27 protein-coding genes and 5 pseudogenes are annotated in these 24,998 nt (G+C 55.0%); all 32 read right to left on the reverse strand.

Going from position 1 to position 24,998, the window contains the following annotated elements:
* Positions 1-2 precede the first annotated feature (2 nt).
* The 32 genes and pseudogenes from rpmD to nusG all read right to left on the reverse strand — a co-directional run bounded on the left by rpmD (position 3) and on the right by nusG (position 24,996).
* Positions 3-179 (reverse strand): 50S ribosomal protein L30, encoded by a 177-nt coding sequence (gene rpmD / locus RHM58_RS04865; RefSeq protein WP_003186033.1) that lies wholly within the window; start codon positions 177-179, stop codon positions 3-5.
* Positions 180-181: 2 nt separating this feature from the next.
* Positions 182-682 (reverse strand): 30S ribosomal protein S5, encoded by a 501-nt coding sequence (gene rpsE / locus RHM58_RS04870; protein ID WP_003186035.1) that lies wholly within the window; start codon positions 680-682, stop codon positions 182-184.
* A gap of 3 nt (positions 683-685) precedes the next feature.
* Positions 686-1,036: a 50S ribosomal protein L18 gene (rplR, locus tag RHM58_RS04875; RefSeq protein WP_003186037.1), complete on the reverse strand. Its 351-nt coding sequence runs from the start codon at positions 1,034-1,036 to the stop codon at positions 686-688.
* Between the two features lie 10 nt (positions 1,037-1,046).
* A complete protein-coding gene (gene rplF / locus RHM58_RS04880) occupies positions 1,047-1,580 on the reverse strand; it encodes a 50S ribosomal protein L6 (RefSeq protein ID WP_003176412.1) in 534 nt (177 codons plus the stop codon).
* An 11-nt stretch (positions 1,581-1,591) separates the two neighbouring features.
* Positions 1,592-1,984 (reverse strand): 30S ribosomal protein S8, encoded by a 393-nt coding sequence (gene rpsH, locus RHM58_RS04885; protein WP_003186040.1) that lies wholly within the window; start codon positions 1,982-1,984, stop codon positions 1,592-1,594.
* Between the two features lie 208 nt (positions 1,985-2,192).
* Complete coding sequence (rpsN, locus tag RHM58_RS04890) at positions 2,193-2,498, reverse strand: 30S ribosomal protein S14 (RefSeq protein WP_003176414.1); 306 nt, start codon at positions 2,496-2,498, stop codon at positions 2,193-2,195.
* Positions 2,499-2,511: 13 nt separating this feature from the next.
* On the reverse strand, positions 2,512-3,051 hold the full coding sequence (gene rplE, locus RHM58_RS04895) for a 50S ribosomal protein L5 (protein WP_003176415.1): 540 nt from the start codon (positions 3,049-3,051) through the stop codon (positions 2,512-2,514).
* Between the two features lie 20 nt (positions 3,052-3,071).
* Positions 3,072-3,386 carry a 50S ribosomal protein L24 gene (rplX, locus tag RHM58_RS04900; RefSeq protein WP_003176416.1) on the reverse strand — a complete coding sequence of 105 codons (315 nt, stop codon included), beginning with the start codon at positions 3,384-3,386 and terminating at the stop codon, positions 3,072-3,074.
* An 11-nt stretch (positions 3,387-3,397) separates the two neighbouring features.
* A complete protein-coding gene (gene rplN, locus RHM58_RS04905; RefSeq protein ID WP_002555479.1) occupies positions 3,398-3,766 on the reverse strand; it encodes a 50S ribosomal protein L14 in 369 nt (122 codons plus the stop codon).
* Positions 3,767-3,789: 23 nt separating this feature from the next.
* Entirely contained in the window at positions 3,790-4,056 is a 267-nt protein-coding gene (gene rpsQ / locus RHM58_RS04910; protein WP_003176419.1) for a 30S ribosomal protein S17, read from the reverse strand.
* Positions 4,057-4,058: 2 nt separating this feature from the next.
* On the reverse strand, positions 4,059-4,250 hold the full coding sequence (gene rpmC / locus RHM58_RS04915) for a 50S ribosomal protein L29 (RefSeq protein ID WP_008030901.1): 192 nt from the start codon (positions 4,248-4,250) through the stop codon (positions 4,059-4,061).
* Positions 4,250-4,663, reverse strand: coding sequence for a 50S ribosomal protein L16 (gene rplP / locus RHM58_RS04920; protein ID WP_045057467.1), 414 nt, complete (start codon positions 4,661-4,663; stop codon positions 4,250-4,252). Before rplP ends, rpmC begins: the two co-directional genes overlap by 1 nt.
* Positions 4,664-4,675: 12 nt before the next feature.
* Positions 4,676-5,362, reverse strand: a complete 687-nt coding sequence (gene rpsC, locus RHM58_RS04925; protein ID WP_003176422.1) for a 30S ribosomal protein S3 — start codon at positions 5,360-5,362, stop codon at positions 4,676-4,678.
* A 13-nt stretch (positions 5,363-5,375) separates the two neighbouring features.
* Positions 5,376-5,708, reverse strand: coding sequence for a 50S ribosomal protein L22 (gene rplV / locus RHM58_RS04930; RefSeq protein WP_003210077.1), 333 nt, complete (start codon positions 5,706-5,708; stop codon positions 5,376-5,378).
* Between the two features lie 13 nt (positions 5,709-5,721).
* Positions 5,722-5,997, reverse strand: a complete 276-nt coding sequence (gene rpsS, locus RHM58_RS04935) for a 30S ribosomal protein S19 (protein ID WP_002555486.1) — start codon at positions 5,995-5,997, stop codon at positions 5,722-5,724.
* A gap of 16 nt (positions 5,998-6,013) precedes the next feature.
* Positions 6,014-6,838: a 50S ribosomal protein L2 gene (gene rplB / locus RHM58_RS04940; RefSeq protein WP_201190748.1), complete on the reverse strand. Its 825-nt coding sequence runs from the start codon at positions 6,836-6,838 to the stop codon at positions 6,014-6,016.
* A gap of 14 nt (positions 6,839-6,852) precedes the next feature.
* Positions 6,853-7,152, reverse strand: a complete 300-nt coding sequence (gene rplW / locus RHM58_RS04945) for a 50S ribosomal protein L23 (protein WP_002555488.1) — start codon at positions 7,150-7,152, stop codon at positions 6,853-6,855.
* The gene (gene rplD, locus RHM58_RS04950) at positions 7,149-7,751 is read right to left on the reverse strand and encodes a 50S ribosomal protein L4 (protein ID WP_007896707.1); all 603 of its coding nucleotides are present in this window, start codon (positions 7,749-7,751) and stop codon (positions 7,149-7,151) included. Before rplD ends, rplW begins: the two co-directional genes overlap by 4 nt.
* Positions 7,752-7,763: 12 nt before the next feature.
* Positions 7,764-8,399, reverse strand: coding sequence for a 50S ribosomal protein L3 (gene rplC / locus RHM58_RS04955; protein WP_003186059.1), 636 nt, complete (start codon positions 8,397-8,399; stop codon positions 7,764-7,766).
* Positions 8,400-8,479: 80 nt separating this feature from the next.
* Positions 8,480-8,791 (reverse strand): 30S ribosomal protein S10, encoded by a 312-nt coding sequence (gene rpsJ, locus RHM58_RS04960; RefSeq protein ID WP_003186070.1) that lies wholly within the window; start codon positions 8,789-8,791, stop codon positions 8,480-8,482.
* Between the two features lie 141 nt (positions 8,792-8,932).
* Positions 8,933-9,954, reverse strand: a pseudogene (tuf, locus tag RHM58_RS04965) (elongation factor Tu); the annotation flags it as partial.
* Between the two features lie 99 nt (positions 9,955-10,053).
* Positions 10,054-10,146 (reverse strand): annotated as a pseudogene (locus RHM58_RS33925) (GTP-binding protein); the annotation flags it as partial.
* A 30-nt stretch (positions 10,147-10,176) separates the two neighbouring features.
* A pseudogene (gene fusA / locus RHM58_RS04970) lies at positions 10,177-12,281 on the reverse strand (elongation factor G).
* A 30-nt stretch (positions 12,282-12,311) separates the two neighbouring features.
* The gene (gene rpsG, locus RHM58_RS04975) at positions 12,312-12,782 is read right to left on the reverse strand and encodes a 30S ribosomal protein S7 (protein ID WP_002555493.1); all 471 of its coding nucleotides are present in this window, start codon (positions 12,780-12,782) and stop codon (positions 12,312-12,314) included.
* A gap of 118 nt (positions 12,783-12,900) precedes the next feature.
* Positions 12,901-13,272 (reverse strand): 30S ribosomal protein S12, encoded by a 372-nt coding sequence (gene rpsL, locus RHM58_RS04980; RefSeq protein WP_002555494.1) that lies wholly within the window; start codon positions 13,270-13,272, stop codon positions 12,901-12,903.
* Positions 13,273-13,488: 216 nt separating this feature from the next.
* Positions 13,489-17,691, reverse strand: a pseudogene (gene rpoC / locus RHM58_RS04985) (DNA-directed RNA polymerase subunit beta').
* A gap of 64 nt (positions 17,692-17,755) precedes the next feature.
* Positions 17,756-21,854, reverse strand: a pseudogene (rpoB, locus tag RHM58_RS04990) (DNA-directed RNA polymerase subunit beta).
* A 219-nt stretch (positions 21,855-22,073) separates the two neighbouring features.
* Positions 22,074-22,439: a 50S ribosomal protein L7/L12 gene (gene rplL / locus RHM58_RS04995; protein WP_008145490.1), complete on the reverse strand. Its 366-nt coding sequence runs from the start codon at positions 22,437-22,439 to the stop codon at positions 22,074-22,076.
* 80 nt (positions 22,440-22,519) lie between these two features.
* Entirely contained in the window at positions 22,520-23,020 is a 501-nt protein-coding gene (gene rplJ / locus RHM58_RS05000) for a 50S ribosomal protein L10 (RefSeq protein WP_010467255.1), read from the reverse strand.
* A gap of 198 nt (positions 23,021-23,218) precedes the next feature.
* On the reverse strand, positions 23,219-23,914 hold the full coding sequence (rplA, locus tag RHM58_RS05005) for a 50S ribosomal protein L1 (protein ID WP_128872506.1): 696 nt from the start codon (positions 23,912-23,914) through the stop codon (positions 23,219-23,221).
* Positions 23,914-24,345, reverse strand: coding sequence for a 50S ribosomal protein L11 (gene rplK, locus RHM58_RS05010; RefSeq protein WP_322269785.1), 432 nt, complete (start codon positions 24,343-24,345; stop codon positions 23,914-23,916). Before rplK ends, rplA begins: the two co-directional genes overlap by 1 nt.
* Positions 24,346-24,462: 117 nt before the next feature.
* Positions 24,463-24,996, reverse strand: a complete 534-nt coding sequence (nusG, locus tag RHM58_RS05015; RefSeq protein WP_054052239.1) for a transcription termination/antitermination protein NusG — start codon at positions 24,994-24,996, stop codon at positions 24,463-24,465.
* Positions 24,997-24,998: the final 2 nt, after the last annotated feature.

The raw sequence follows: 24,998 nt of genomic DNA on the forward strand, positions 1-24,998 counted from the left end.
GATTAACCCTCGACACGCAGCATGTAGTAAGCCTTGTTGATCATCCCGCGATTCTCGGGAGTATCAAGTACTTCTACAGTGTGACCGATGCGACGCAGACCCAGACCCTTAACGCACAGTTTGTGGTTAGGGATGCGGCCGGTCATGCTTTTGATCAGCGTAACTTTAACGGTAGCCATGATCAGAAGATCTCCTTGACGCTTTTGCCACGCTTGGCGGCAATGGATTCAGGAGATTGCATAGCTTTCAAACCTTTGAAAGTGGCGTGAACCACGTTTACCGGGTTAGTCGAGCCGTAGCACTTGGCCAGAACGTTCTGAACGCCAGCAACTTCGAGGACAGCACGCATAGCGCCGCCAGCGATGATACCGGTACCTTCAGAAGCAGGCTGCATGTACACCTTCGAAGCGCCATGAGCAGACTTCATTGCGTACTGCAGAGTGGTGCCGTTCAGATCAACTTGGATCATGTTGCGACGAGCAGCTTCCATTGCCTTCTGGATCGCGGCAGGCACTTCACGTGACTTGCCACGGCCGAAGCCAACACGCCCTTTACCATCACCAACCACGGTCAACGCGGTGAAAGTGAAGATACGGCCGCCTTTAACGGTTTTGGCTACGCGGTTAACTTGAACCAGCTTCTCAATGTAGCCTTCGTCGCGCTTTTGGTCGTTATTTGACATAACTTAGAACTCCAGCCCAGCTTCACGAGCAGCATCAGCCAGCGCCTTGACGCGACCGTGGTACTTGAAGCCAGAGCGGTCGAAAGCCACCTGCGAGACGCCAGCGGCTTTAGCACGCGTAGCGACCAGCTGGCCAACCTTAGTGGCCGCGTCGATGTTGCCAGTGGCGCCATCACGCAGTTCTTTATCCAAAGTCGAGGCAGATGCCAGGACTTTGTTGCCGTCGGCCGAAATGACCTGGGCGTAGATGTGCTGCGACGAGCGGAACACGCAGAGACGCACGACTTCGAGTTCGTGCATTTTCAGGCGTGCTTTGCGAGCGCGACGCAGTCGAGTAACTTTTTTGTCGGTCATTTGCTATGCCCTACTTCTTCTTGGCTTCTTTACGACGGACGACTTCGTCCGCGTAGCGCACACCTTTACCTTTGTAAGGTTCTGGTGGACGGAAGTCGCGGATCTCGGCGGCCACTTGACCTACCAGCTGCTTATCGATGCCCTTAATCAGGATATCGGTCTGGCTAGGAGTCTCAGCGGTGATGCCTTCCGGCAGTTCGTAATCCACTGGGTGCGAGAAGCCAAGAGCCAGGTTCAGCACTGTGCCTTTTGCTTGCGCTTTGTAACCAACACCGACCAGCTGGAGCTTGCGCTCGAAGCCTTGGCTTACGCCTTGGACCATGTTGTTTACCAACGCACGAGTGGTACCGGCCATTGCGCGAGTTTGTTGATCGCCATTGCGAGCAGCGAAACGCAGCTCACCAGCTTCTTCAACGATCTCAACGGACGAATGGATGTTCAGTTCGAGAGTGCCCTTGGCACCCTTCACCGAAAGCTGTTGGCCTGCGAATTTGACTTCGACACCGGCTGGCAGCTTAACGGGGTTCTTAGCGACGCGTGACATGCTTATCCCCCTTAGAACACAGTGCAAAGAACTTCGCCGCCGACACCGGCAGCGCGCGCAGCACGATCCGTCATCACACCTTTGTTGGTGGAGACGATAGACACACCGAGACCGCCACGAACTTTTGGCAGATCATCGACGGACTTGTACTGACGCAGGCCTGGACGGCTAACGCGCTTCACTTCCTCGATGACCGGACGGCCTTCGAAGTACTTCAGCTCGATGGACAGCAGTGGTTTGATTTCGCTGCTGATCTGATAACCCGCAATGTAACCTTCGTCCTTCAGGACTTTGGCAACAGCTACCTTCAAAGTAGAAGATGGCATGCTTACGACGGACTTTTCAGCCATCTGGGCATTACGGATTCGAGTTAGCATGTCCGCTAACGGGTCCTGCATACTCATGGGCTAGACGCTCCTAATACAAAAAAATAAGCCTTGCGGCTACTACCTTCGCCGAGAAACTCCGCACGTAAAAAGCACGGGCTCAGGCGAGCCGGGTATTCTAGACACACCCCACAAATGAATCAAGCCCCAAAAGGGGCTTGATTCAAGTTCAAGGTCACCGATGGTCAGGATCTTGCAATCCTGAACACCGAGACTTTGACAGTGCTTACCAGCTGGCTTTAACCAGACCAGGTACGTCACCACGCATTGCAGCTTCACGCAGTTTGTTACGGCCGAGGCCGAACTTGCGGTAAACGCCGTGTGGACGACCGGTCAGGCGGCAGCGGTTACGCATGCGCGAAGCGCTTGCGTCACGTGGCTGCTTCTGCAGAGCTACTGTAGCTTCCCAACGCGCTTCTGGACTTGCGTTCAGATCAACGATGATAGCTTTCAGTGCTGCACGCTTCTTGGCGTACTTGGCAACCGTGAGCTGACGCTTCAGCTCGCGGTTTTTCATGCTCATCTTGGCCATTTTCCTACTCCAATCAGTTGCGGAACGGGAATTTGAAAGCACGCAGCAGCGCGCGACCTTCATCATCGTTCTTGGCAGTGGTGGTCAGGGTAATGTCCAGACCGCGGAGAGCATCGATCTTGTCGTAGTCGATTTCCGGGAAGATGATCTGCTCTTTAACGCCCATGCTGTAGTTACCACGACCATCAAAGGACTTGGCATTCAGGCCACGGAAGTCGCGGACCCGAGGCAGGGAGATCGACAGCAGACGATCCAGGAACTCGTACATACGCTCACGGCGCAGGGTCACTTTGACGCCGATCGGCCAACCTTCACGGACTTTAAAGCCAGCGATGGATTTCCGAGCGTAAGTCACAACAACTTTCTGACCGGTGATCTTTTCCAGGTCGGCAACAGCGTGCTCGATGACTTTTTTGTCACCGACCGCTTCGCCCAGACCCATGTTCAGGGTGATCTTTGTAACGCGTGGAACTTCCATCACGTTCGAAAGCTTAAGTTCTTCCTTAAGCTTCGGTGCGATTTCCTTCCAGTAAATCTCTTTTAGTCGTGCCATGGTCTTCTACCTAGCAGTGTTCAAGCATCAACCGCTTTTTGGGTCGACTTGAAGACACGAATTTTCTTGCCGTCTTCTACTTTGAAACCAACGCGATCAGCCTTGTTGGTTTCGCCGTTGAAAATGGCGACGTTAGAAGCGTCCAGTGGAGCTTCTTTTTCGACGATACCGCCTTGTACGCCCGACATCGGGTTAGGCTTGGTATGACGCTTAACCAGGTTCAGACCACCAATAACCAGACGGTTATTAGCGAGAACCTTAAGCACCTTACCGCGCTTACCTTTGTCTTTGCCGGCGATCACGATGATCTCGTCGTCACGACGAATCTTTTGCATGTCGGATCTCCTTACAGCACTTCTGGGGCGAGCGAGACGATCTTCATGAACTTCTCAGTACGAAGTTCACGGGTCACTGGCCCAAAGATACGGGTGCCGATCGGCTCTTGCTTGTTGTTCAGAAGAACAGCAGCGTTGCCATCAAAGCGGATAATGGAGCCATCAGCACGGCGTACGCCGTGGCGAGTGCGGACTACAACAGCAGTCATCACTTGGCCTTTTTTCACTTTACCGCGAGGAATTGCTTCCTTCACGGTAACTTTGATGATGTCACCGATACCAGCGTAACGACGATGGGAGCCACCCAGCACCTTGATGCACATAACGCGGCGAGCGCCGCTGTTATCGGCCACATCGAGCATGGATTGAGTCTGAATCATATAATTTCTCCGACCCCTAGTCCTTAGACTTCCACAGCGCGTTCGAGAACATCAACCAGCGCCCAAGACTTGGTCTTGGCCAGCGGACGAGTTTCACGAATAGTGACTTTGTCGCCGATGTGGCACTGATTGGTTTCGTCGTGCGCGTGCAGCTTAGTCGAACGCTTAACGTATTTACCGTAGATCGGGTGCTTTACGCGACGCTCGATCAGAACGGTGATGGTCTTGTCCATTTTGTCGCTGACAACACGGCCAGTCAGCGTACGGACGGTTTTTTCGGCTTCAGCCATGATTACTTACCTGCCTGCTGTTTGAGCACAGTCTTCACGCGAGCGATGTCACGCTTAACTTGCCGGAGCAGGTGAGACTGCCCCAACTGGCCAGTTGCTTTCTGCATGCGCAGATTGAACTGGTCGCGCAGCAGGCCGAGCAGTTGCTCGTTAAGCTGCGGCGCGTCTTTTTCACGAAGTTCATTCGCTTTCATCACATCACCGTCCGTTTAACAAAGGCGGTGGCGAGCGGCAGCTTTGCAGCAGCCAGGGCAAAAGCCTCACGCGCCAGCTCTTCAGTAACACCCTCGATTTCATACAGGACTTTGCCTGGCTGAATCTGGGCAACCCAGTACTCCACACTACCCTTACCTTTACCCATCCGAACTTCGAGGGGCTTTTTGGAGATAGGCTTGTCCGGGAATACACGGATCCAGATCTTGCCGCCACGTTTAACGTGACGGGTCAGTGCACGACGCGCTGACTCGATCTGACGAGCGGTGAGACGACCACGAGCTACAGACTTCAGCGCATATTCGCCGAAGCTGACTTTGCTACCGCGCTGAGCCAAGCCACGGTTGTGGCCAGTCATCTGCTTGCGGAACTTCGTACGCTTTGGTTGCAACATTTGGCGTACCCCTTACTTAGCAGCTTTTTTACGAGGCGCTGGTGCTTGTGGTTTCAGTTCTTCTTGGCGACCACCAATTACTTCGCCTTTGAAGATCCAAACCTTTACACCGATCACACCATAAGTGGTGTGAGCTTCGTAGTTGGCATAGTCGATGTCGGCACGCAGGGTGTGCAGTGGCACGCGACCCTCGCGATACCATTCAGTACGTGCGATTTCAGCACCGCCGAGACGACCGCTCACTTGGATTTTGATGCCTTTGGCACCAATGCGCATGGCGTTCTGTACAGCGCGCTTCATAGCGCGGCGGAACATTACGCGACGCTCCAGCTGCTGAGCTACGCTCTGCGCAACCAACATACCGTCGAGTTCCGGCTTGCGGATTTCTTCGATATTGATGTGCACAGGCACACCCATTTGCTTGGTCAGGTCCTGACGCAGTTTCTCAACATCTTCACCTTTCTTCCCGATAACGATACCTGGACGAGCGGTGTGGATGGTGATACGTGCAGTTTGGGCCGGACGATGGATATCGATACGGCTTACGGACGCGCTTTTTAGTTTGTCTTGGAGATACTCGCGCACCTTCAGATCAGCGAACAAATAGTCCGCATAAGTCCGACCGTCTGCGTACCAGACGGAGGTGTGCTCCTTGACGATTCCCAGGCGAATGCCAATGGGATGTACTTTCTGACCCATCTCTTCGACTCCGTTACTTGTCAGCAACCTTGACAGTGATATGGCAAGACCGCTTGACGATGCGATCAGCACGGCCTTTGGCACGTGGCATGATTCGCTTCAGCGAACGCCCTTCGTTGACGAAAACGGTGCTGACTTTAAGGTCATCAACGTCTGCGCCTTCGTTGTGCTCGGCGTTGGCTACGGCCGACTCCAGCACTTTCTTGATGATCTCGGCGGCTTTCTTACTGCTGAAAGCCAACAGGTTGAGCGCTTCGCCCACCTTCTTCCCGCGGATCTGGTCGGCGACCAAGCGGGCTTTCTGGGCGGAGATTCGAGCGCCCGACAACTTAGCGGCTACTTCCATCGTTCCTTACCCCTTAACGCTTGGCTTTCTTGTCTGCCACGTGCCCACGATATGTGCGGGTACCGGCAAACTCGCCTAGTTTGTGGCCGACCATGTCTTCGTTCACGAGAACTGGAACATGTTGACGACCGTTATGCACAGCAATGGTCAAACCGACCATTTGTGGCAGGATCATGGAACGGCGCGACCAGGTTTTCACTGGTTTGCGATCGTTCTTTTCCGCCGCCACTTCGATCTTCTTCAGTAGGTGAAGATCAATAAAAGGACCTTTTTTCAGAGAACGTGGCACTGTCGTATCCCTCTATTTACTTGCGACGACGGACGATCATTTTGTCGGTACGCTTATTACCACGAGTCTTCGCGCCCTTAGTCGGGAAGCCCCATGGCGATACCGGATGACGACCACCAGAGGTACGACCTTCACCACCACCGTGCGGGTGGTCGACCGGGTTCATGGCAACACCACGAACGGTCGGGCGAACGCCACGCCAGCGTTTGGCACCAGCTTTACCCAGCGAACGCAGGCTGTGCTCGGAGTTCGAGACTTCACCCAGGGTCGCGCGGCATTCAGCCAGCACTTTACGCATCTCACCAGAACGCAGACGCAGGGTCACGTAGACACCTTCACGAGCGATCAGCTGAGCCGAAGCACCAGCGGAACGAGCGATTTGCGCGCCTTTACCTGGCTTCAATTCGATGCCGTGTACGGTGCTACCAACTGGAATGTTACGCAGTTGCAGAGCGTTGCCCGGCTTGATCGGCGCCAAAGCACCTGCGATCAGCTGGTCACCAGCACTCACGCCTTTAGGGGCGATGATGTAGCGACGCTCGCCATCTGCGTACAGCAGCAGAGCGATGTGAGCAGTACGGTTTGGATCGTATTCAATACGCTCGACAGTGGCAACAATGCCATCTTTGTCGTTGCGACGGAAATCGACCAGACGATAATGCTGCTTATGGCCACCACCGATGTGACGAGTGGTAATACGACCATTGTTGTTACGACCACCAGTCTTCGATTTTTTCTCGAGCAGCGGTGCGTGAGGAGCGCCTTTATGCAGCTCCTGGTTGACCACCTTGACCACAAAACGGCGGCCAGGGGAAGTCGGTTTGCATTTAACGATTGCCATGATGCACCCCTTCCTTACTCAGCACTGCTGCTGAAATCGAGATCTTGGCCTGGCTGAAGGGAGATAACTGCCTTCTTCCAGTCATTACGCTTGCCCAGACCGCGAGCAGTGCGCTTGCTCTTACCCAGAACATTCAGGGTAGTAACACGCTCTACTTTCACGCTGAACAGGCTTTCGACGGCCTTCTTGATTTCCAGCTTGGTTGCGTCAGTTGCAACCTTGAAAACGAACTGGCCTTTCTTGTCAGCCAGAACCGTAGCCTTTTCGGAAACGTGCGGGCCAAGCAGAACTTTAAATACGCGTTCCTGGTTCATCCCAGCAGCTCCTCGAATTTCTTCACGGCCGACACGGTGATCAACACCTTGTCGTATGCGATCAGACTAACTGGATCGGAACCTTGAACGTCACGCACATCAACGTGTGGCAGGTTACGAGCAGCCAGGTACAGGTTCTGATCAACCACTTCAGACACGATCAAGACGTCAGTCAGGCCCATGCCAGTCAGTTTGTTCAGCAGATCTTTGGTCTTCGGTGCATCAACAGCGAAGTCCTGAACCACAACCAGACGATCAGTACGCACCAGCTCAGCAAGGATGGAACGCATTGCTGCGCGATACATCTTCTTGTTCAGCTTCTGGGTGTGATCCTGAGGACGAGCTGCGAAAGTGGTACCGCCGCCACGCCAGATTGGGCTACGGATAGTACCGGCACGAGCACGGCCAGTACCTTTCTGACGCCAAGGGCGCTTACCGCCACCACGAACGTCGGAACGGGTCTTTTGCTGCTTGCTACCTTGACGGCCGCCGGCCATGTAGGCCACGACTGCTTGGTGAACCAGCGTCTCGTTGAATTCGCCGCCAAATGTCAGTTCGGAAACTTCGATCGCTTGAGCGTCATTTACATTTAATTGCATGTCAGCTTCCCCTTAACCGCGAGCCTTGGCTGCTGGACGTACAACCAAGTTGCCGCCAGTAGCGCCAGGAACAGCACCCTTGACCAACAACAGATTGCGTTCAGCGTCCACGCGCACTACTTCCAGGGACTGCACGGTCACGCGCTCAGCGCCCATATGACCGGACATTTTTTTGCCCTTGAATACACGACCAGGAGTCTGGCACTGGCCGATAGAGCCTGGAACGCGGTGGGACACGGAGTTACCGTGGGTATTATCTTGCCCGCGGAAGTTCCAACGCTTGATCGTACCCTGGAAGCCTTTACCCTTGGACTGACCGGTTACATCAACCAGTTGACCAGCGGCGAAGATTTCAGCGTTGATCAGATCGCCGGCCTGGTACTCGCCTTCTTCAAGACGGAATTCCATTACGGTACGACCAGCGGCAACGTTCGCTTTAGCGAAGTGGCCAGCTTGAGCAGCTGTAACACGCGAAGCACGACGCTCGCCTACAGTGACTTGCACTGCACGATAGCCATCGGTCTCTTCAGTTTTGAACTGGGTGACGCGATTCGGTTCGATCTCAATGACCGTGACCGGAATGGAGACACCTTCTTCGGTGAAAATACGGGTCATACCGCATTTACGACCGACTACACCAATAGTCATGTTGTAAACCTCATGAGTGTACGGGGCTTTCACCCGCTATGGCCGCCCATTTCAGAGCGTTACACGACTAAGACCGAGTCTTAGCCGAGGCTGATCTGCACTTCCACACCGGCCGCAAGATCAAGCTTCATAAGAGCATCAACGGTTTTATCCGTTGGCTGGACGATGTCCAGAACGCGCTTATGAGTACGGATCTCGTACTGGTCGCGCGCGTCTTTGTTGACGTGCGGGGAGACCAGAACGGTGAACCGCTCTTTACGGGTAGGCAGTGGAATTGGACCACGCACTTGAGCACCAGTACGTTTCGCGGTTTCCACGATTTCCTGGGTGGATTGGTCGATCAGGCGATGGTCAAAAGCCTTCAACCTGATACGGATTTGCTGATTTTGCATTGGATTTCAGACTCCGGCTGCTATTCCCAGCGAGCGCAATACGCCCGTTAAAAGGAGGCGCAATTCTATAGACGGGTTTCTACAGTGTCAACCCAATAAAAAAGCCCCCGCTAGGCGGGGGCTTTTTCAAGTCATCACTTATTAAGCGATGATTTTGGCTACGACGCCAGCGCCGACGGTACGACCGCCTTCACGAATAGCGAAACGCAGACCATCTTCCATTGCGATGGTTTTGATCAGGGTGACAACCATTTTGATGTTGTCGCCTGGCATTACCATTTCAACGCCTTCCGGCAGTTCGCAGTTACCGGTCACGTCAGTGGTCCGGAAGTAGAACTGTGGACGGTAGCCTTTGAAGAACGGAGTGTGGCGACCGCCTTCTTCTTTGCTCAACACGTACACTTCAGCTTCGAAGGTAGTGTGCGGCTTAACCGAACCTGGCTTGACCAGAACCTGGCCACGCTCAACGTCGTCACGCTTGGTGCCGCGCAGCAGCACGCCGCAGTTCTCGCCAGCACGACCTTCGTCGAGCAGCTTACGGAACATTTCAACGCCGGTGCAGGTGGTGACAACAGTGTCACGCAGGCCAACGATTTCCAGCGAATCCTGAACCTTGACGATACCGCGCTCGATACGGCCAGTTACAACAGTACCGCGACCGGAGATCGAGAATACGTCTTCGATTGGCATCAGGAACGGCTTGTCGATAACACGAACTGGATCTGGGATGTAGCTGTCCAGAGTCTCAACCAGCTTACGAACGGCAGTGGTGCCCATTTCGTTGTCGTCTTGGCCGTTCAGAGCCATCAGAGCCGAACCGATGATGATCGGAGTGTCGTCGCCCGGGAAGTCGTAAGTGCTCAGCAGATCGCGCACTTCCATCTCAACCAGTTCCAGCAGCTCAGCGTCGTCAACCATGTCAGCCTTGTTCAGGAAGACAACGATGTACGGAACGCCAACCTGACGGGACAACAGGATGTGCTCACGAGTTTGCGGCATCGGACCATCAGCGGCGACAACGAGAATCGCGCCGTCCATCTGTGCGGCACCGGTGATCATGTTCTTGATGTAGTCAGCGTGGCCCGGTGCGTCGACGTGCGCATAGTGACGGCTTTTCGAGTCTCGTACTCAACATGGGAGATGTTGATCGTGATGCCGCGCTGGCGTTTCTTCCGGAGCGCGAGTCGATCGTACGCGAAGTCGCAGCTGAACGTTGGTCTTGGAACCGGGAACGTGTCGGAGCAAGGACGCTTGAGTCAGATCGCTGCAGTCAGCGTGGTCTTTCCGTGGTCAACGTGACCGATGGTGCCAACGTTAACGTGCGGGAGATCACGTACAAATTTTTCTTTAGCCACGACAATTAACTCCTTGCCTAAAGGGCTGAATCAGCCTTGTTTTTTGGTAACAGTTTCGACGATATGCGACGGAGCTGTATTGTATTTTTGAATTCCATAGAGTAGCTTGCGCGACCTTGGGACATGGAACGGACGTCGGTCGCATAACCGAACATCTCACCCAACGGAACCTCGGCACGAATCACTTTGCCGGAAACCGTATCTTCCATACCCAGGATCATGCCGCGACGACGGTTAAGGTCGCCCATCACGTCACCCATATAGTCTTCAGGCGTAACAACCTCTACCGCCATGATCGGCTCAAGCAACTCACCACCGCCCTTCTGGGCCAGTTGCTTGGTCGCCATGGAAGCAGCCACCTTGAACGCCATCTCGTTGGAGTCGACGTCGTGGTAAGAACCATCAAAAACGGTAGCCTTCAGGCCGATCAGCGGATAGCCGGCAACAACACCGTTCTTCATCTGCTCTTCGATACCCTTCTGGATAGCCGGGATGTATTCCTTAGGAACCACACCACCCACTACTTCGTTCACGAATTGCAGACCTTCCTGACCTTCGTCAGCAGGAGCAAAACGAATCCAGCAGTGACCGAACTGGCCACGACCGCCGGATTGACGAACGAACTTACCTTCGATTTCGCAGTTCTTCGTGATGCGCTCACGATAGGAAACCTGAGGCTTACCGATGTTGGCTTCGACGTTGAACTCACGGCGCATCCGGTCAACCAGGATGTCCAGGTGCAGCTCGCCCATGCCGGAGATGATCGTTTGACCAGTCTCTTCATCAGTCTTAACGCGGAAAGATGGATCTTCCTGAGCAAGCTTGCCCAGAGCGATACCCATTTTTTCCTGGTCATCCTTGGTCTTAGGCTCAACGGCAACCGAGATAACCGGCTCCGGGAAGTCCATACGAACCAGAATGATTGGCTTGTCAGCGGTGCACAAAGTTTCACCTGTGGTGACGTCCTTCATGCCGATCAAGGCCGCGATGTCGCCAGCGCGCACTTCCTTGATTTCTTCACGGGCGTTTGCGTGCATTTGCACCATACGACCCACGCGCTCTTTCTTGCCTTTAACCGAGTTGATCACGCCGTCGCCGGAGCTCAACACGCCCGAGTAAACTCGAACGAAGGTCAAAGTACCCACGAATGGGTCAGTAGCGATCTTGAACGCCAGAGCCGAGAACGGCTCGCTGTCGTCTGCATGACGCTCCAATTCGATAGTCTCGTCATCCGGGTCAGTACCCTTGATGGCAGGAATGTCGACTGGGGCCGGCAGGAAGTCGATAACAGCGTCGAGAACCAGGGGAACACCCTTGTTCTTGAAGGAAGAACCGCAGACAGCCAAGACGATCTCACCAGCGATGGTACGCTGACGCAGAGCGGCCTTGATTTCCGGGATGGTGATTTCCTCACCCTCCAGGTACTTGTCCATCAGCTCTTCGCTGGCTTCGGCTGCAGCCTGAACCATGTTGTCACGCCACTCTTCAGCCAATTCCAGCAGCTCTGCAGGAATAGCTTCGCGACGTGGAACAGTGCCCTTGTCAGCATCGTTCCAGTAAACAGCTTCCATGTTGATCAGATCGATCTGACCCTGGAAGTTGTCTTCGGAACCGATTGCCAACTGGATTGGCACCGGGGTGTGACCCAGACGCTGCTTGATCTGACCGATCACGCGCAGGAAGTTCGCACCAGCACGGTCCATCTTGTTAACGTAAACAAGACGTGGAACGCCGTACTTGTTGGCTTGACGCCATACGGTTTCCGACTGAGGCTCAACACCCGAAGTGCCGCAGAACACAACGACAGCGCCGTCGAGTACGCGCAGGGAACGCTCAACTTCAATAGTGAAGTCAACGTGGCCCGGGGTATCGATGACGTTGAAGCGGTACTTATCAGCGTACTGCTTCTCGGAACCCTGCCAGAAGGTGGTAATAGCAGCAGAAGTAATGGTAATACCACGCTCCTGCTCCTGCACCATCCAGTCGGTGGTCGCGGCGCCGTCATGCACCTCGCCCATCTTGTGGCTTTTGCCAGTGTAAAAAGGAACGCGCTCGGTGGTGGTGGTTTTACCAGCATCCACGTGAGCAACGATACCAATGTTACGGTAGCGGTTAATCGGTGTAGTACGAGCCATAAAGCCCTCGCAAAATTAGTGACGCTAAAATTAGAAGCGGTAGTGCGAGAAAGCCTTGTTGGCTTCAGCCATACGGTGCACGTCTTCACGCTTCTTAACTGCAGCACCTTTACCTTCAGCAGCATCCAACAGCTCGCCAGCCAAACGCAGAGCCATAGACTTCTCGCCGCGCTTGCGGGCGAAGTCTACCAACCAGCGCATTGCCAGGGCGTTACGACGGGACGGGCGAACTTCGACCGGAACCTGGTAAGTAGCACCACCTACACGGCGCGACTTCACTTCGACCAGCGGAGCGATGGCGTCGAGAGCTTTCTCGAAGATTTCCAGGGGATCGCTGTTCTTGCGTTCTTTAACCTTTTCCAGCGCGCCATAAACGATACGTTCGGCAACGGCTTTCTTGCCGCTTTCCATAACGTGGTTCATGAACTTGGCCAGGATTTGGCTTCCGTATTTTGGATCGTCAAGCACTTCGCGCTTGGCTGCTACGCGTCTTCTTGGCATGGATAAGCCCTCAAACGGTCTTCAGGTTCGCTCGGAATCGGTCCCCTTTCGGGACGCCTCCGACCTTACTCTTATCGACTCAGAAAAATAGAAAATCAGTTTTTACAAAAAGCCGCTACTACTTAGGCTTCTTGGTACCGTACTTCGAACGACCCTGGTTACGACCTTTAACGCCGGAAGTATCCAAAGAACCGCGTACGGTGTGGTAACGAACACCTGGCAAGTCTTTTACACGACCGCCGCGGATCAGTACCACGCTGTGCTCTTGCAGGTTGTGGCCTTCACCGCCGATGTACGAGGAAACCTCGAAACCGTTGGTCAGACGCACACGGCATACTTTACGCAGTGCCGAGTTAGGTTTTTTCGGCGTGGTGGTATACACACGGGTGCATACGCCACGACGTTGCGGGCAGTTCTGCAGCGCAGGCACGTCGGATTTCTCGACGATACGCTTACGCGGCTGACGTACCAGCTGGTTGATAGTTGCCATCTACTAGCTCCACTGTTGTCTTGCGACGCTATTGTCTTGCAAGAAAAGCAAAATGGCAGGAACGAATTCCCGCCAAATTTAGGGGTACAAGAGTCTAAAGAGGATCTTGTCCCCAGTCAAGGCAAGGCCCCGACCTCTCCGCTCATCCAACCTCGACAAATTGTCTCGATTCGATGAACGGAGCGGCCGGGGCCCCACGCTTATTTACTACAGAACTCAGTTACCGCTCGAGTTCAATGCTTCGGTCAGTGCAGCTTCCACTTCACTGGCGCTTACGCGCAACGGTTTGTCAGCTTCACGGCGACGCTTGCGCTCGCTGTGATAAGCCAGACCGGTACCCGCCGGGATCAGACGACCCACGACTACGTTTTCTTTCAGGCCGCGCAGGTAATCGCGCTTGCCGGTTACCGCCGCCTGGGTGAGTACCCGGGTGGTTTCCTGGAAGGAAGCGGCCGAGATGCCAGGACTCGGTCGCCAGGGACGCCTTGGTGATACCCAACAGCACGCGAGTGAACTTGGAAACGAATTTCTCGTCGCCCGCCAGACGCTCGTTTTCTACCAGAACGTGAGTCAATTCCATCTGGTCGCCCTTGATGAAAGTGGAATCGCCGGATTCAGCGATTTCAACTTTACGCAGCATCTGACGCAGGATGGTCTCGATGTGCTTATCGTTGATCTTCACGCCTTGCAGACGATAAACGTCCTGGATCTCGTTCACGATGTACTTGGCCAACGCACTCACACCCAGCAGTCGCAGGATGTCGTGTGGATCGCTTGGGCCGTCGGAGATAACTTCGCCGCGGTTTACCTGTTCGCCTTCGAAGACGTTCAGGTGACGCCACTTCGGAATCAGCTCTTCGTACGGATCGCTACCGTCGTTCGGGGTAATGACCAGACGGCGCTTGCCTTTGGTCTCTTTACCGAACGCGATGGTGCCGCTGACTTCAGCCAGAATCGAGGCCTCTTTCGGACGACGGGCTTCGAACAAGTCGGCAACACGCGGCAGACCACCGGTGATGTCGCGAGTTTTCGAAGTTTCTTGCGGGATACGGGCGATAACATCACCGATCGCAACCTGCACACCATCCGCTACACCAACCAGGGCGTTAGCCGGCAGGAAGTACTGGGCCGGTACGTCGGTACCTGGCAGCAGCAGATCCTTGCCATCGACACCGACCATCTTAACGGCTGGACGAATGTCTTTACCGGCAGCTGGACGGTCTTTGGCGTCGAGTACTTCAATGTTGGTCATACCGGTCAATTCGTCAGTCTGACGCTTGATCGTGATGCCTTCTTCCATGCCCACGTAGGTCACGGTACCTTTCATTTCGGTAACGATTGGGTGAGTGTGCGGATCCCACTTGGCCACGATTGCGCCAGCGTCGACCTTGTCACCTTCTTTAACCGAAATCACAGCACCGTACGGCAGCTTGTAACGCTCGCGCTCACGACCGAAGTCATCAGCGATTGCCAGCTCACCGGAACGGGACACAGCAACCAGGCAACCATCCACTCGCTCAACGTGCTTCAGGTTGTGCAGACGGACGGTACCGCCATTCTTCACCTGAACGCTGTCAGCAGCAGAGGTCCGGCTTGCCGCACCACCGATGTGGAACGTACGCATGGTCAGCTGGGTACCCGGCTCACCGATGGACTGGGCAGCGATAACGCCGACCGCTTCACCGATGTTCACCTGGTGACCACGAGCCAAATCACGGCCGTAGCACTTGGCGCAAATGCCGTAGCGGGTTTCACAGCTGATCGGCGAACGCACGATCACTTCATCGATGCTGTTCAGCTCGATGAACTCGACCCACTTCTCGTCTACCAGAGTACCAGCAGGAACGATGATTTCTTCGGTACCTGGCTTGTACACGTCACGGGCAATAACACGACCCAATACGCGCTCACCCAACGGCTCAACAACGTCACCGCCTTCAATGTGCGGAGTCATTACCAGGCCATGTTCGGTGCCGCAATCGATCTCGGTCACAACCAGATCCTGCGCCACGTCTACCAGACGACGAGTCAGGTAACCGGAGTTCGCAGTTTTCAACGCGGTATCCGCCAAACCTTTACGAGCACCGTGAGTGGAGATGAAGTACTGAAGTACGCTCAAACCTTCACGGAAGTTCGCAGTAATCGGCGTTTCGATGATGGAACCGTCCGGCTTGGCCATCAGGCCACGCATACCGGCGAGCTGACGGATCTGCGCAGCAGAACCCCGTGCGCCCGAGTCGGCCATCATGTACATCGAGTTGAAAGATTCTTGGTCGACTTCGACGCCATGACGGTCGATGACTTTCTCTTTCGAGAGGTTGGCCATCATCGCCTTGGAAACTTCGTCGTTCGCCTTGGACCAAAGGTCGATCACTTTGTTGTACTTCTCGCCCTGGGTTACCAGGCCGGAGGCGTACTGACTTTCGATCTCTTTCACTTCATCAGTGGCAGCACTGATGATGCGGGCTTTTTCATCCGGGATAACGAAGTCGTTAACGCCGATGGAAACGCCGGAAATGGTCGAATAGGCAAAACCGGTGTACATCAACTGGTCAGCGAAGATCACGGTCTCTTTCAAACCAACCACGCGGTAGCACTGGTTGATCAGCTTGGAGATCGCCTTTTTCTTCATCGGCTGGTTGACGACATCGTACGACAGGCCAGGTGGAACAACCTGGAACAACAACGCACGGCCGACAGTGGTGTCGACGATACGGGTGTTCTTGACGCTGCCGCCATCACGATCGTTAACGGTTTCGTTGATCCGCACTTTGACTTTAGCGTGCAGTGCGGCTTCGCCGGCACGGAACACACGGTCAACTTCTTGCAGATCCGCGAACACACGACCTTCGCCCTTGGCGTTGATCGCTTCACGAGTCATGTAGTACAGACCCAATACAACGTCCTGCGACGGAACGATGATTGGCTCACCGTTGGCTGGCGACAGAATGTTGTTGGTCGACATCATCAACGCACGCGCTTCCAACTGGGCTTCCAGTGTCAGCGGTACGTGCACGGCCATTTGGTCGCCGTCGAAGTCGGCGTTGTACGCAGCACAGACCAACGGGTGCAGCTGGATAGCTTTACCTTCGATCAGTACTGGTTCAAACGCCTGGATACCCAGACGGTGAAGGGTCGGTGCACGGTTGAGGAGAACCGGGTGTTCACGGATCACTTCAGCGAGAACGTCCCAAACTTCCGGCAGCTCGCGCTCAACCATCTTCTTGGCAGCTTTGATGGTGGTAGCGAGACCACGCATTTCCAGCTTGCCGAAAATGAACGGCTTGAACAGCTCGAGTGCCATCTGCTTGGGCAGACCACACTGGTGCAGACGTTGAGCTGCGGGCCGACGACGATGACCGAACGGCCGGAGTAGTCAACACGCTTACCGAGCAAGTTCTGACGGAAACGACCTTGCTTACCCTTGATCATGTCAGCCAGGGATTTCAGAGGACGCTTGTTGGAACCAGTGATAGCGCGGCCACGACGACCGTTGTCGAGCAGCGCATCGACGGCTTCCTGCAACATACGCTTTTCGTTACGCACGATGATGTCCGGAGCGGACAGATCGAGCAGACGCTTCAAGCGGTTGTTACGGTTGATCACTCGACGATACAGATCGTTGAGGTCGGAAGTCGCGAAGCGACCGCCATCCAGCGGGACCAGTGGACGCAGATCTGGCGGCAGAACCGGCAGAACGGTCAGCACCATCCATTCTGGAAGGTTGCCGGAACCCTGGAAGGCTTCCATCAACTTCAGACGCTTGGACAGCTTCTTGATTTTGGTTTCGGAGTTGGTTTGCGGAATTTCTTCACGCAGACGGCCAATCTCGTGTTCCAGATCGATAGCGTGCAGCAGTTCACGGACAGCTTCGGCACCCATGCGGGCATCGAAATCGTCGCCAAACTCTTCCAGCGCTTCGAAGTACTGCTCGTCGTTCAGCAGCTGACCTTTTTCAAGGGTGGTCATGCCTGGATCGATAACGACATAGCTCTCGAAGTAGAGAACGCGTTCGATATCACGCAGGGTCATGTCCATCAGCAAGCCGATACGCGACGGCAGCGATTTCAGGAACCAGATGTGGGCAACTGGCGAGGCCAGTTCGATGTGCGCCATGCGCTCACGACGAACTTTTGCCAGCGCGACTTCAACGCCGCACTTCTCGCAGATCACACCACGGTGCTTCAAGCGCTTGTACTTACCGCACAGGCACTCGTAATCCTTTACCGGGCCAAAGATCTTGGCGCAGAACAGGCCGTCACGCTCAGGTTTGAACGTACGGTAGTTGATGGTTTCCGGCTTTTTAACTTCACCGAACGACCACGAACGGATCATCTCAGGCGATGCCAATCCAATACGGATGGCGTCGAACTCTTCGACTTGACCCTGGTTTTTCAGCAAATTCAGTAGGTCTTTCAAGGCCTTTCCTCCTGGCGGAGCAGAGAGCGGGCAATCCTGCCCCGCTCTCGATTCGCGTCACGTGTTATTCGGTTTCCAGATCGATATCGATGCCGAGGGAACGAATTTCCTTGATCAACACGTTGAAAGACTCGGGCATGCCCGGCTCCATACGGTGATCGCCGTCCACGATGTTTTTGTACATCTTGGTCCGGCCGTTCACATCGTCCGACTTCACTGTGAGCATTTCTTGCAGAGTGTAAGCAGCACCGTATGCCTCGAGTGCCCAGACCTCCATCTCACCGAATCGCTGTCCACCGAACTGCGCCTTACCACCCAGCGGCTGCTGGGTAACCAGGCTGTACGAACCGGTAGAACGAGCGTGCATCTTGTCGTCTACCAAGTGGTTCAGCTTCAGCATGTACATGTAGCCAACAGTAACCGGGCGCTCGAACTTGTTGCCGGTACGGCCGTCGGTCAGCTGCATCTGGCCGCTTTCTGGCAGGTCTGCCAGTTTCAGCATGGCCTTGATTTCGCTTTCCTTGGCGCCGTCGAACACTGGAGTGGCCATTGGAACGCCGCCACGCAGGTTCTTCGCCAGATCCAGGATTTCCTGGTCGGAGAAGCTATCCAGATCTTCGTTACGACCGCCGATCTGGTTGTAGATCTCGTCGAGGAATTTACGAAGCTCAGCGACTTTGCGCTGCTCTTCGATCATCCGGTTGATCTTCTCGCCCAGACCTTTAGCCGCGAGGCCGAGGTGAGTTTCAAGGATCTGACCAACGTTCATACGCGAAGGTACGCCCAACGGGTTGAGGACGACGTCGACCGGAGTGCCATTGGCATCGTGCGGCATGTCTTCAACCGGCATGATCACGGAGACCACACCTTTGTTACCGTGACGACCGGCCATCTTGTCGCCCGGCTGGATGCGGCGACGGATTGCCAGGTAAACCTTGACGATTTTCAGCACGCCCGGAGCCAGGTCATCGCCCTGCTGCAGCTTGCGCTTCTTGTCTTCGAACTTGTCGTCCAGCAGACGGCGACGATCAACGATGTAGGCCTGGGCCTTCTCGAGCTGCTCGTTCAGAGCATCTTCAGCCATGCGCAGTTTGAACCACTGACCATGCTCAAGACCGTCGAGAACTTCGTCGGTGATGTCCTGACCTTTCTTCAGACCAGCGCCGCCTTCGGCTTTGTGGCCGACCAGGGCGGAACGCAGACGTTCGAAAGTTGCGCCTTCAACGATACGGAACTCTTCGTTCAGATCCTTGCGGATCTCGTCGAGCTGAGTCTTCTCGATCGACAGTGCACGAGCATCACGCTCAACGCCGTCGCGGGTGAAGACCTGTACGTCGATGACGGTACCCTTGGTGCCGGTAGGCACACGCAGGGAGGTGTCTTTAACGTCGCTGGCTTTTTCACCGAAGATTGCACGCAACAGCTTCTCTTCCGGAGTCAGTTGGGTCTCGCCTTTCGGAGTGACCTTACCAACCAGGATGTCGCCTGCGCCAACTTCAGCACCTACGTAAACGATACCGGCTTCGTCCAGCTTGTTCAGTGCAGCTTCACCCACGTTCGGGATGTCTGCAGTGATTTCCTCTGGCCCAAGCTTGGTGTCACGTGCCACACAGGTCAGTTCCTGAATGTGGATCGTGGTGAAGCGATCTTCTTGAACAACTCGTTCCGACAGGCAGATGGAGTCTTCGAAGTTGTAACCGTTCCAGGCCATGAACGCGATGCGCATGTTCTGACCCAGTGCCAGCTCACCCATATCGGTGGACGGACCGTCAGCCATGATGTCGCTACGCTGAACCCGATCACCTTTACGCACCAGCGGACGCTGGTTGATGCAGGTGTTCTGGTTGGAGCGGGTGTATTTGGTCAGGTTGTAGATGTCGACACCAGCTTCACCGGTCTCAACTTCATCATCAGCAACACGAACCACGATACGGCTGGCATCAACGGAGTCGATCACGCCGCCACGACGAGCCACGACGCAAACGCCGGAGTCACGAGCTACGTTACGCTCCATGCCGGTACCGACCAGCGGGCTTGTCAGCGCATGCAGGAGTTGGTACAGCCTGACGCTGCATGTTCGCACCCATCAACGCGCGGTTGGCATCGTCGTGCTCGAGGAACGGGATCAGCGACGCTGCAACCGAAACTACCTGGCTTCGGCGATACGTCCATCAAGGTGACGTCTTCGCGGCGCCTTGACGGTCGAACTCGCCACCTTCATACGTGACGAACAGCTACCGGAGTTCGTCGATCAGCATCTTCTTGTCGTTCATCGTGGCCGATAGCCTGAGCGATCACGTGATCAGCTTCTTCGATGGCGGACAGGAAGACGATCTCGTCGGTGACCAGAGCCGTCTTTCACCACACGGTACGGGCTTTCGAGGAAGCCGTACTGCGTTGGTGCGCGCGATAGGCGGCCAAGCGAGTTGATCAGACCGATGTTCGGACCTTCCGGCGTTTCAATCGGGCATACACGACCGTAGTGCGAGTCGGGTGTACGTCACGAACTTCAAAGCCAGCACGCTCACGAGTCAAACCGCCAGGGCCGAGTGCAGAAACACGACGCTTGTGGGTGAGTCTCGGACAAGCGGGTTGTTCTGGTCCATGAACTGGGAAAGCTGGCTGGAACCGAAGAACTCTTTCACCGCCGCAGCCACTGGCTTGGCGTTGATCAGGTCTTGCGGCATCAGGCCTTCGCTTTCAGCCATCGACAGACGCTCTTTGACCGCACGCTCAACACGTACCAGGCCAACGCGGAACTGGTTCTCGGCCATTTCGCCTACGCAGCGAACACGACGGTTACCCAGGTGGTCGATGTCATCGACGATGCCTTTACCGTTACGGATGTCGACCAGAGTCTTCAGAACCGCGACGATGTCTTCTTTGCACAACACGCCCGAACCTTCGATCTCGGTACGACCGATACGACGGTTGAACTTCATCCGGCCGACCGCAGACAGGTCATAGCGCTCAGGGCTGAAGAACAGGTTGTTGAACAGAGTCTCGGCAGCGTCTTTGGTTGGCGGCTCGCCTGGACGCATCATGCGATAGATCTCGACCAGCGCTTCCAATTGGTTGCTGGTGGAGTCGATCTTCAGAGTGTCGGAGACGAACGGACCGCAGTCGATATCGTTGGTGTACAGAGTTTCGATACGAACAACCTGGGACTTGGCGATTTTTGCCAGGATCTCGGTGTTCAGCTCGGTATTGCACTCTGCCAGGATTTCGCCGGTTGCCGGATGCACGATGACCTTGGCGGTAGTACGACCCAGGACGTAGTCCAGAGGCATGACCAGCTCTTTGATCCCGGCTTTTTCCAGCTGGTTAATGTGGCGAGCGGTAATACGACGACCCTGCTCGACAATAACCTTGCCCTTGTCATCGACGATATCGATAGCGGCAATTTCACCACGCAGGCGCTGAGGCACCAATTCCAGGCTGATGCTTTCGCCCTGCACGTGGAATACGTTGGTGGTATAGAACGCGTCGAGCACTTCTTCAGTGGTATAGCCGAGCGCGCGCAGCAGTACCGATGCAGGCAGCTTGCGACGACGGTCGATACGCACGAACACGCAGTCTTTCGGGTCGAACTCGAAGTCCAACCACGAACCGCGGTAAGGAATGATGCGCGCGGAGTACAGCAGTTTACCGGAGCTGTGCGTCTTGCCACGGTCGTGGTCGAAGAACACGCCCGGGGAACGGTGCAACTGGGAAACGATTACACGCTCGGTACCGTTGATTACGAAGGTACCGTTCTCAGTCATCAGGGGGATTTCACCCATGTAGACTTCTTGCTCTTTGATGTCCTTGATCGCTTTGTTCGACGATTCTTTGTCGAAAATGATCAGGCGCACTTTTACCCGCAAAGGTACGGCGTAAGTTACACCGCGCAATACGCATTCTTTGACATCAAATGCCGGCTCGCCCAAGCGATAACCGACGTACTCCAGCGCAGCATTGCCGGAGTAGCTGATGATCGGGAAAACGGATTTGAAGGCCGCATGCAGGCCCACGTCGCGGAACTGATCTTTAGTCGCTCCCGCTTGCAAGAATTCACGATACGAATCCAGCTGGATGGCCAGGAGGTACGGCACATCCATGACGTCCGGCAACTTGCTAAAGTCCTTGCGGATACGTTTTTTCTCAGTATATGAGTAAGCCATCAGCGTTCCCCAGCTTGGTCACCTGCTTGTTTGGCCCCTCCCGACGGGAGCAGCCAGAAAATCGTGCAAACCCCATGGTTTGCTCCACCGCATCGGGTGGTTACAGCTCGTTATCAGCACCGACCCAGTCGGCTGCCAGTAACGGAAAAAGGCCGGTGGCAAGAGCCACCAGCCATCAGCCTTTCGCTTAACGCTCGGGCTGGAGGTGCAAGTCGATGCTTACTTCAGCTCGACTTTAGCGCCTGCTTCTTCCAGAGTGGCTTTGGCTTTGTCAGCTGCGTCTTTCGAAACAGCTTCCAGAACCACGCCAGGAGCGCCGTCAACTACAGCCTTGGCTTCTTTCAAGCCCAGACCGGTCAGTTCACGTACTGCCTTGATCACGTTAACTTTCTTCTCGCCAGCTTCCAGCAGCATGACGTTGAATTCAGTTTGTTCTTCAACAACAGCAGCGACAGCAGCTGGACCAGCGGAAGCAGCGGCAGCGGAAACGCCGAACTTCTCTTCCATGGCCTTGATCAGCTCAACGATTTCCAGAACGGATTTTTCGCCGATTGCTTCGATGATTTGGTCGTTAGTCAGAGACATGACTATAAATTCCTGTATTGGGGTGACAGCCTACGCGGCCATCGAAATAAACAATAAACGCTGAAAGGAGTGGCTCAGCCTTAGGCTGCAGCAGCTTCTTTCTGGTCGCGAAGAGCCGCCAGAGTACGAGCCAATTTGCTGGTAGCGCCTTGAATCACGCTCATCAGCTGGGAAATGGCTTCGTCACGGGTCGGCAGGCTTGCCAGTACGTCGATCTGGTTAGCTGCGAGGAACTTGCCCTCGAACGCAGCTGCCTTGATCTCGAACTTATCCTGACCTTTGGCAAACTCTTTGAAGATGCGGGCAGCAGCGCCCGGATGTTCTTTGGAGAATGCAATCAAGGTCGGGCCAGTGAACACGTCGTTGAGCACGTCATATTGAGTGCCAGCAACGGCGCGCTTGAGCAGGGTGTTACGTACAACGCGTACGTAAACGCCAGCTTCACGAGCCTCTTTACGGAGTCCGGTCATAGCGCCTACTGTCACGCCGCGGGCATCAGCCACAACAGCAGACAGAGCAACTTGGGCAGCCTTGTTGACTTCAGCGACGATGGCCTTCTTGTCTTCAAGTTTAATTGCCACGGGAAAAACTCCTGCTTGTTACCGTTTCATCCAACCGGGGCCGGATGTCGTTTTGGTGTCTGATTCGGTAAGGAACCGGGAGCACCATCTGCGTAGGCTTGAGGTTTAAGACTTGCGTCGCCTACGGTCTTGGATAGCCCCCGCCAGGCAGGGACCCCAATTTTTCAATTGGCGCAATCGCTTGCGCCAATTTTTGTCTTACGCTTCCAGCGAACCTTGGTCGATGACCAGGCCCGGGCCCATGGTGGTGCTCAGGGTAATGCGCTTGACATAAATGCCTTTCGAGGAAGCCGGCTTGATACGCTTCAGATCAGAGATCAGCGCTTCAACGTTTTCCTTCAGCTTGACGGCATCAAAGCCGACTTTGCCAACGGAGGTGTGAATGATGCCGTTTTTGTCGGTGCGATAACGAACCTGACCAGCCTTGGCGTTTTTAACCGCGGTAGCTACGTCCGGGGTTACGGTGCCGACTTTAGGGTTAGGCATCAGGCCACGTGGACCGAGGATCTGACCCAACTGACCCACAACGCGCATTGCATCCGGGGATGCGATAACTACGTCATAGTTCAGGTCGCCGCCTTTCATTTCGGCAGCCAGGTCGTCCATACCTACACGGTCAGCGCCGGCAGCCAGAGCGGCCTCAGCAGCTGGACCCTGGGTGAACACAGCAACGCGAACAGTCTTGCCAGTGCCGTGTGGCAGCACAGTAGCGCTACGAACAACCTGGTCGGATTTACGCGGGTCAACACCCAGGTTTACAGCAACGTCAAACGACTCGCTGAACTTGACAGTCGACAACTCAGCCAGCAGAGCAGCAGCGTCTACAAAGTTGTAGGACTTGCCTGCTTCGATTTTGCCGGCGATAGCCTTTTGACGCTTGGTCAACTTAGCCATTACACACCCTCCACGTTAAGGCCCATGCTACGAGCAGAACCGGCGATAGTACGCACGGCCGCGTCCATATCAGCTGCAGTCAGATCCGCGTTTTTGGTTTTCGCGATTTCTTCCAGCTGAGCACGGGTAACGGTGCCAACCTTAACGGTGTTCGGACGAGCGGAACCGCTAGTCAGACCAGCAGCTTTCTTCAGCAGAACCGAAGCAGGCGTGGATTTGGTTTCGAAAGTGAAGCTACGGTCGCTGTAGACAGTGATGATCACTGGAGTCGGCAGACCTGCTTCAATACCCTGAGTACGGGCGTTGTATGCCTTGCAGAATTCCATGATGTTCACGCCGTGCTGGCCCAGAGCAGGACCAACAGGTGGGCTTGGGTTAGCCTGAGCGGCCTTCACTTGCAGCTTGATGTAAGCGGTAATCTTCTTGGCCATGAGGCACTCCAATTACGGGTTCGAACGCCTCGAAAGGCTCCCCGGTTACTTGCGCGTTTATCCCAGTGACGACAAAACCCCACAGCCTAGGGCTGTGGGGTTGGGATGCTTGTTCGGCTAGACCTTTTCGACCTGGCTGAACTCTAGCTCTACCGGAGTAGAGCGGCCGAAAATGAGCACTGCCACTTGGATCCGGCTCTTTTCGTAGTTAACTTCTTCAACCGTGCCGGTAAAATCAGCAAACGGTCCGTCGTTGACACGCACCGACTCACCTGGCTCGAAGAGCGTCTTCGGCTTCGGCTTGTCGCTACCATCAGCAACACGACGCAGAATCGCTTCTGCCTCTTTATCTGTGATTGGCGCTGGCTTATCAGCAGTACCGCCGATAAAACCCATCACCCGAGGAGTATCCTTGACCAAGTGCCAAGTCCCCTCATTCATGTCCATCTGAACCAGCACGTAACCTGGGAAGAACTTGCGCTCGCTTTTGCGTTTCTGGCCATTACGCATTTCAACCACTTCTTCAGTGGGAACCAGAATTTCGCCGAAGCCATCTTCCATGCCAGCCAGCTTTACGCGCTCCAACAACGAGCGCATGACATGCTTCTCGTAACCGGAGTAAGCATGCACAACGTACCAACGCTTAGCCACGG

Origin of the sequence: Pseudomonas sp. 10S4, from assembly GCF_034344865.1 — a bacterium.
Taxonomy (GTDB): Bacteria; Pseudomonadota; Gammaproteobacteria; order Pseudomonadales; family Pseudomonadaceae; genus Aquipseudomonas.

Bases quoted from the DNA above. Each gene is read 5' to 3' on its own strand.
- rpmC (WP_008030901.1), bottom strand. From the start codon at position 4,250: ATGAAAGCGAATGAACTTCGTGAAAAAGACGCGCCGCAGCTTAACGAG.
- rplV (WP_003210077.1), bottom strand. From the start codon at position 5,708: ATGGAAGTAGCCGCTAAGTTGTCGGGCGCTCGAATCTCCGCCCAGAAA.
- rplW (WP_002555488.1), bottom strand. From the start codon at position 7,152: ATGAACCAGGAACGCGTATTTAAAGTTCTGCTTGGCCCGCACGTTTCC.
- rplF (WP_003176412.1), bottom strand. From the start codon at position 1,580: ATGTCACGCGTCGCTAAGAACCCCGTTAAGCTGCCAGCCGGTGTCGAA.
- rpsG (WP_002555493.1), bottom strand. From the start codon at position 12,782: ATGCCAAGAAGACGCGTAGCAGCCAAGCGCGAAGTGCTTGACGATCCA.
- rpsQ (WP_003176419.1), bottom strand. From the start codon at position 4,056: ATGGCTGAAGCCGAAAAAACCGTCCGTACGCTGACTGGCCGTGTTGTC.
- rplK (WP_322269785.1), bottom strand. From the start codon at position 24,345: ATGGCCAAGAAGATTACCGCTTACATCAAGCTGCAAGTGAAGGCCGCT.
- rplL (WP_008145490.1), bottom strand. From the start codon at position 22,439: ATGTCTCTGACTAACGACCAAATCATCGAAGCAATCGGCGAAAAATCC.
- rpsE (WP_003186035.1), bottom strand. From the start codon at position 682: ATGTCAAATAACGACCAAAAGCGCGACGAAGGCTACATTGAGAAGCTG.
- rplD (WP_007896707.1), bottom strand. From the start codon at position 7,751: ATGCAATTAAATGTAAATGACGCTCAAGCGATCGAAGTTTCCGAACTG.
- rplE (WP_003176415.1), bottom strand. From the start codon at position 3,051: ATGGCACGACTAAAAGAGATTTACTGGAAGGAAATCGCACCGAAGCTT.
- rplP (WP_045057467.1), bottom strand. From the start codon at position 4,663: ATGTTGCAACCAAAGCGTACGAAGTTCCGCAAGCAGATGACTGGCCAC.
- rpsJ (WP_003186070.1), bottom strand. From the start codon at position 8,791: ATGCAAAATCAGCAAATCCGTATCAGGTTGAAGGCTTTTGACCATCGC.
- rplN (WP_002555479.1), bottom strand. From the start codon at position 3,766: ATGATTCAGACTCAATCCATGCTCGATGTGGCCGATAACAGCGGCGCT.
- rpsL (WP_002555494.1), bottom strand. From the start codon at position 13,272: ATGGCAACTATCAACCAGCTGGTACGTCAGCCGCGTAAGCGTATCGTC.
- rplR (WP_003186037.1), bottom strand. From the start codon at position 1,036: ATGACCGACAAAAAAGTTACTCGACTGCGTCGCGCTCGCAAAGCACGC.
- rplB (WP_201190748.1), bottom strand. From the start codon at position 6,838: ATGGCAATCGTTAAATGCAAACCGACTTCCCCTGGCCGCCGTTTTGTG.
- rplA (WP_128872506.1), bottom strand. From the start codon at position 23,914: ATGGCTAAGTTGACCAAGCGTCAAAAGGCTATCGCCGGCAAAATCGAA.
- rpsC (WP_003176422.1), bottom strand. From the start codon at position 5,362: ATGGGTCAGAAAGTACATCCCATTGGCATTCGCCTGGGAATCGTCAAG.
- rplC (WP_003186059.1), bottom strand. From the start codon at position 8,399: ATGACTATTGGTGTAGTCGGTCGTAAATGCGGTATGACCCGTATTTTC.
- rpsH (WP_003186040.1), bottom strand. From the start codon at position 1,984: ATGAGTATGCAGGACCCGTTAGCGGACATGCTAACTCGAATCCGTAAT.
- rpsN (WP_003176414.1), bottom strand. From the start codon at position 2,498: ATGGCCAAGATGAGCATGAAAAACCGCGAGCTGAAGCGTCAGCTCACG.
- rpmD (WP_003186033.1), bottom strand. From the start codon at position 179: ATGGCTACCGTTAAAGTTACGCTGATCAAAAGCATGACCGGCCGCATC.
- rplX (WP_003176416.1), bottom strand. From the start codon at position 3,386: ATGCAAAAGATTCGTCGTGACGACGAGATCATCGTGATCGCCGGCAAA.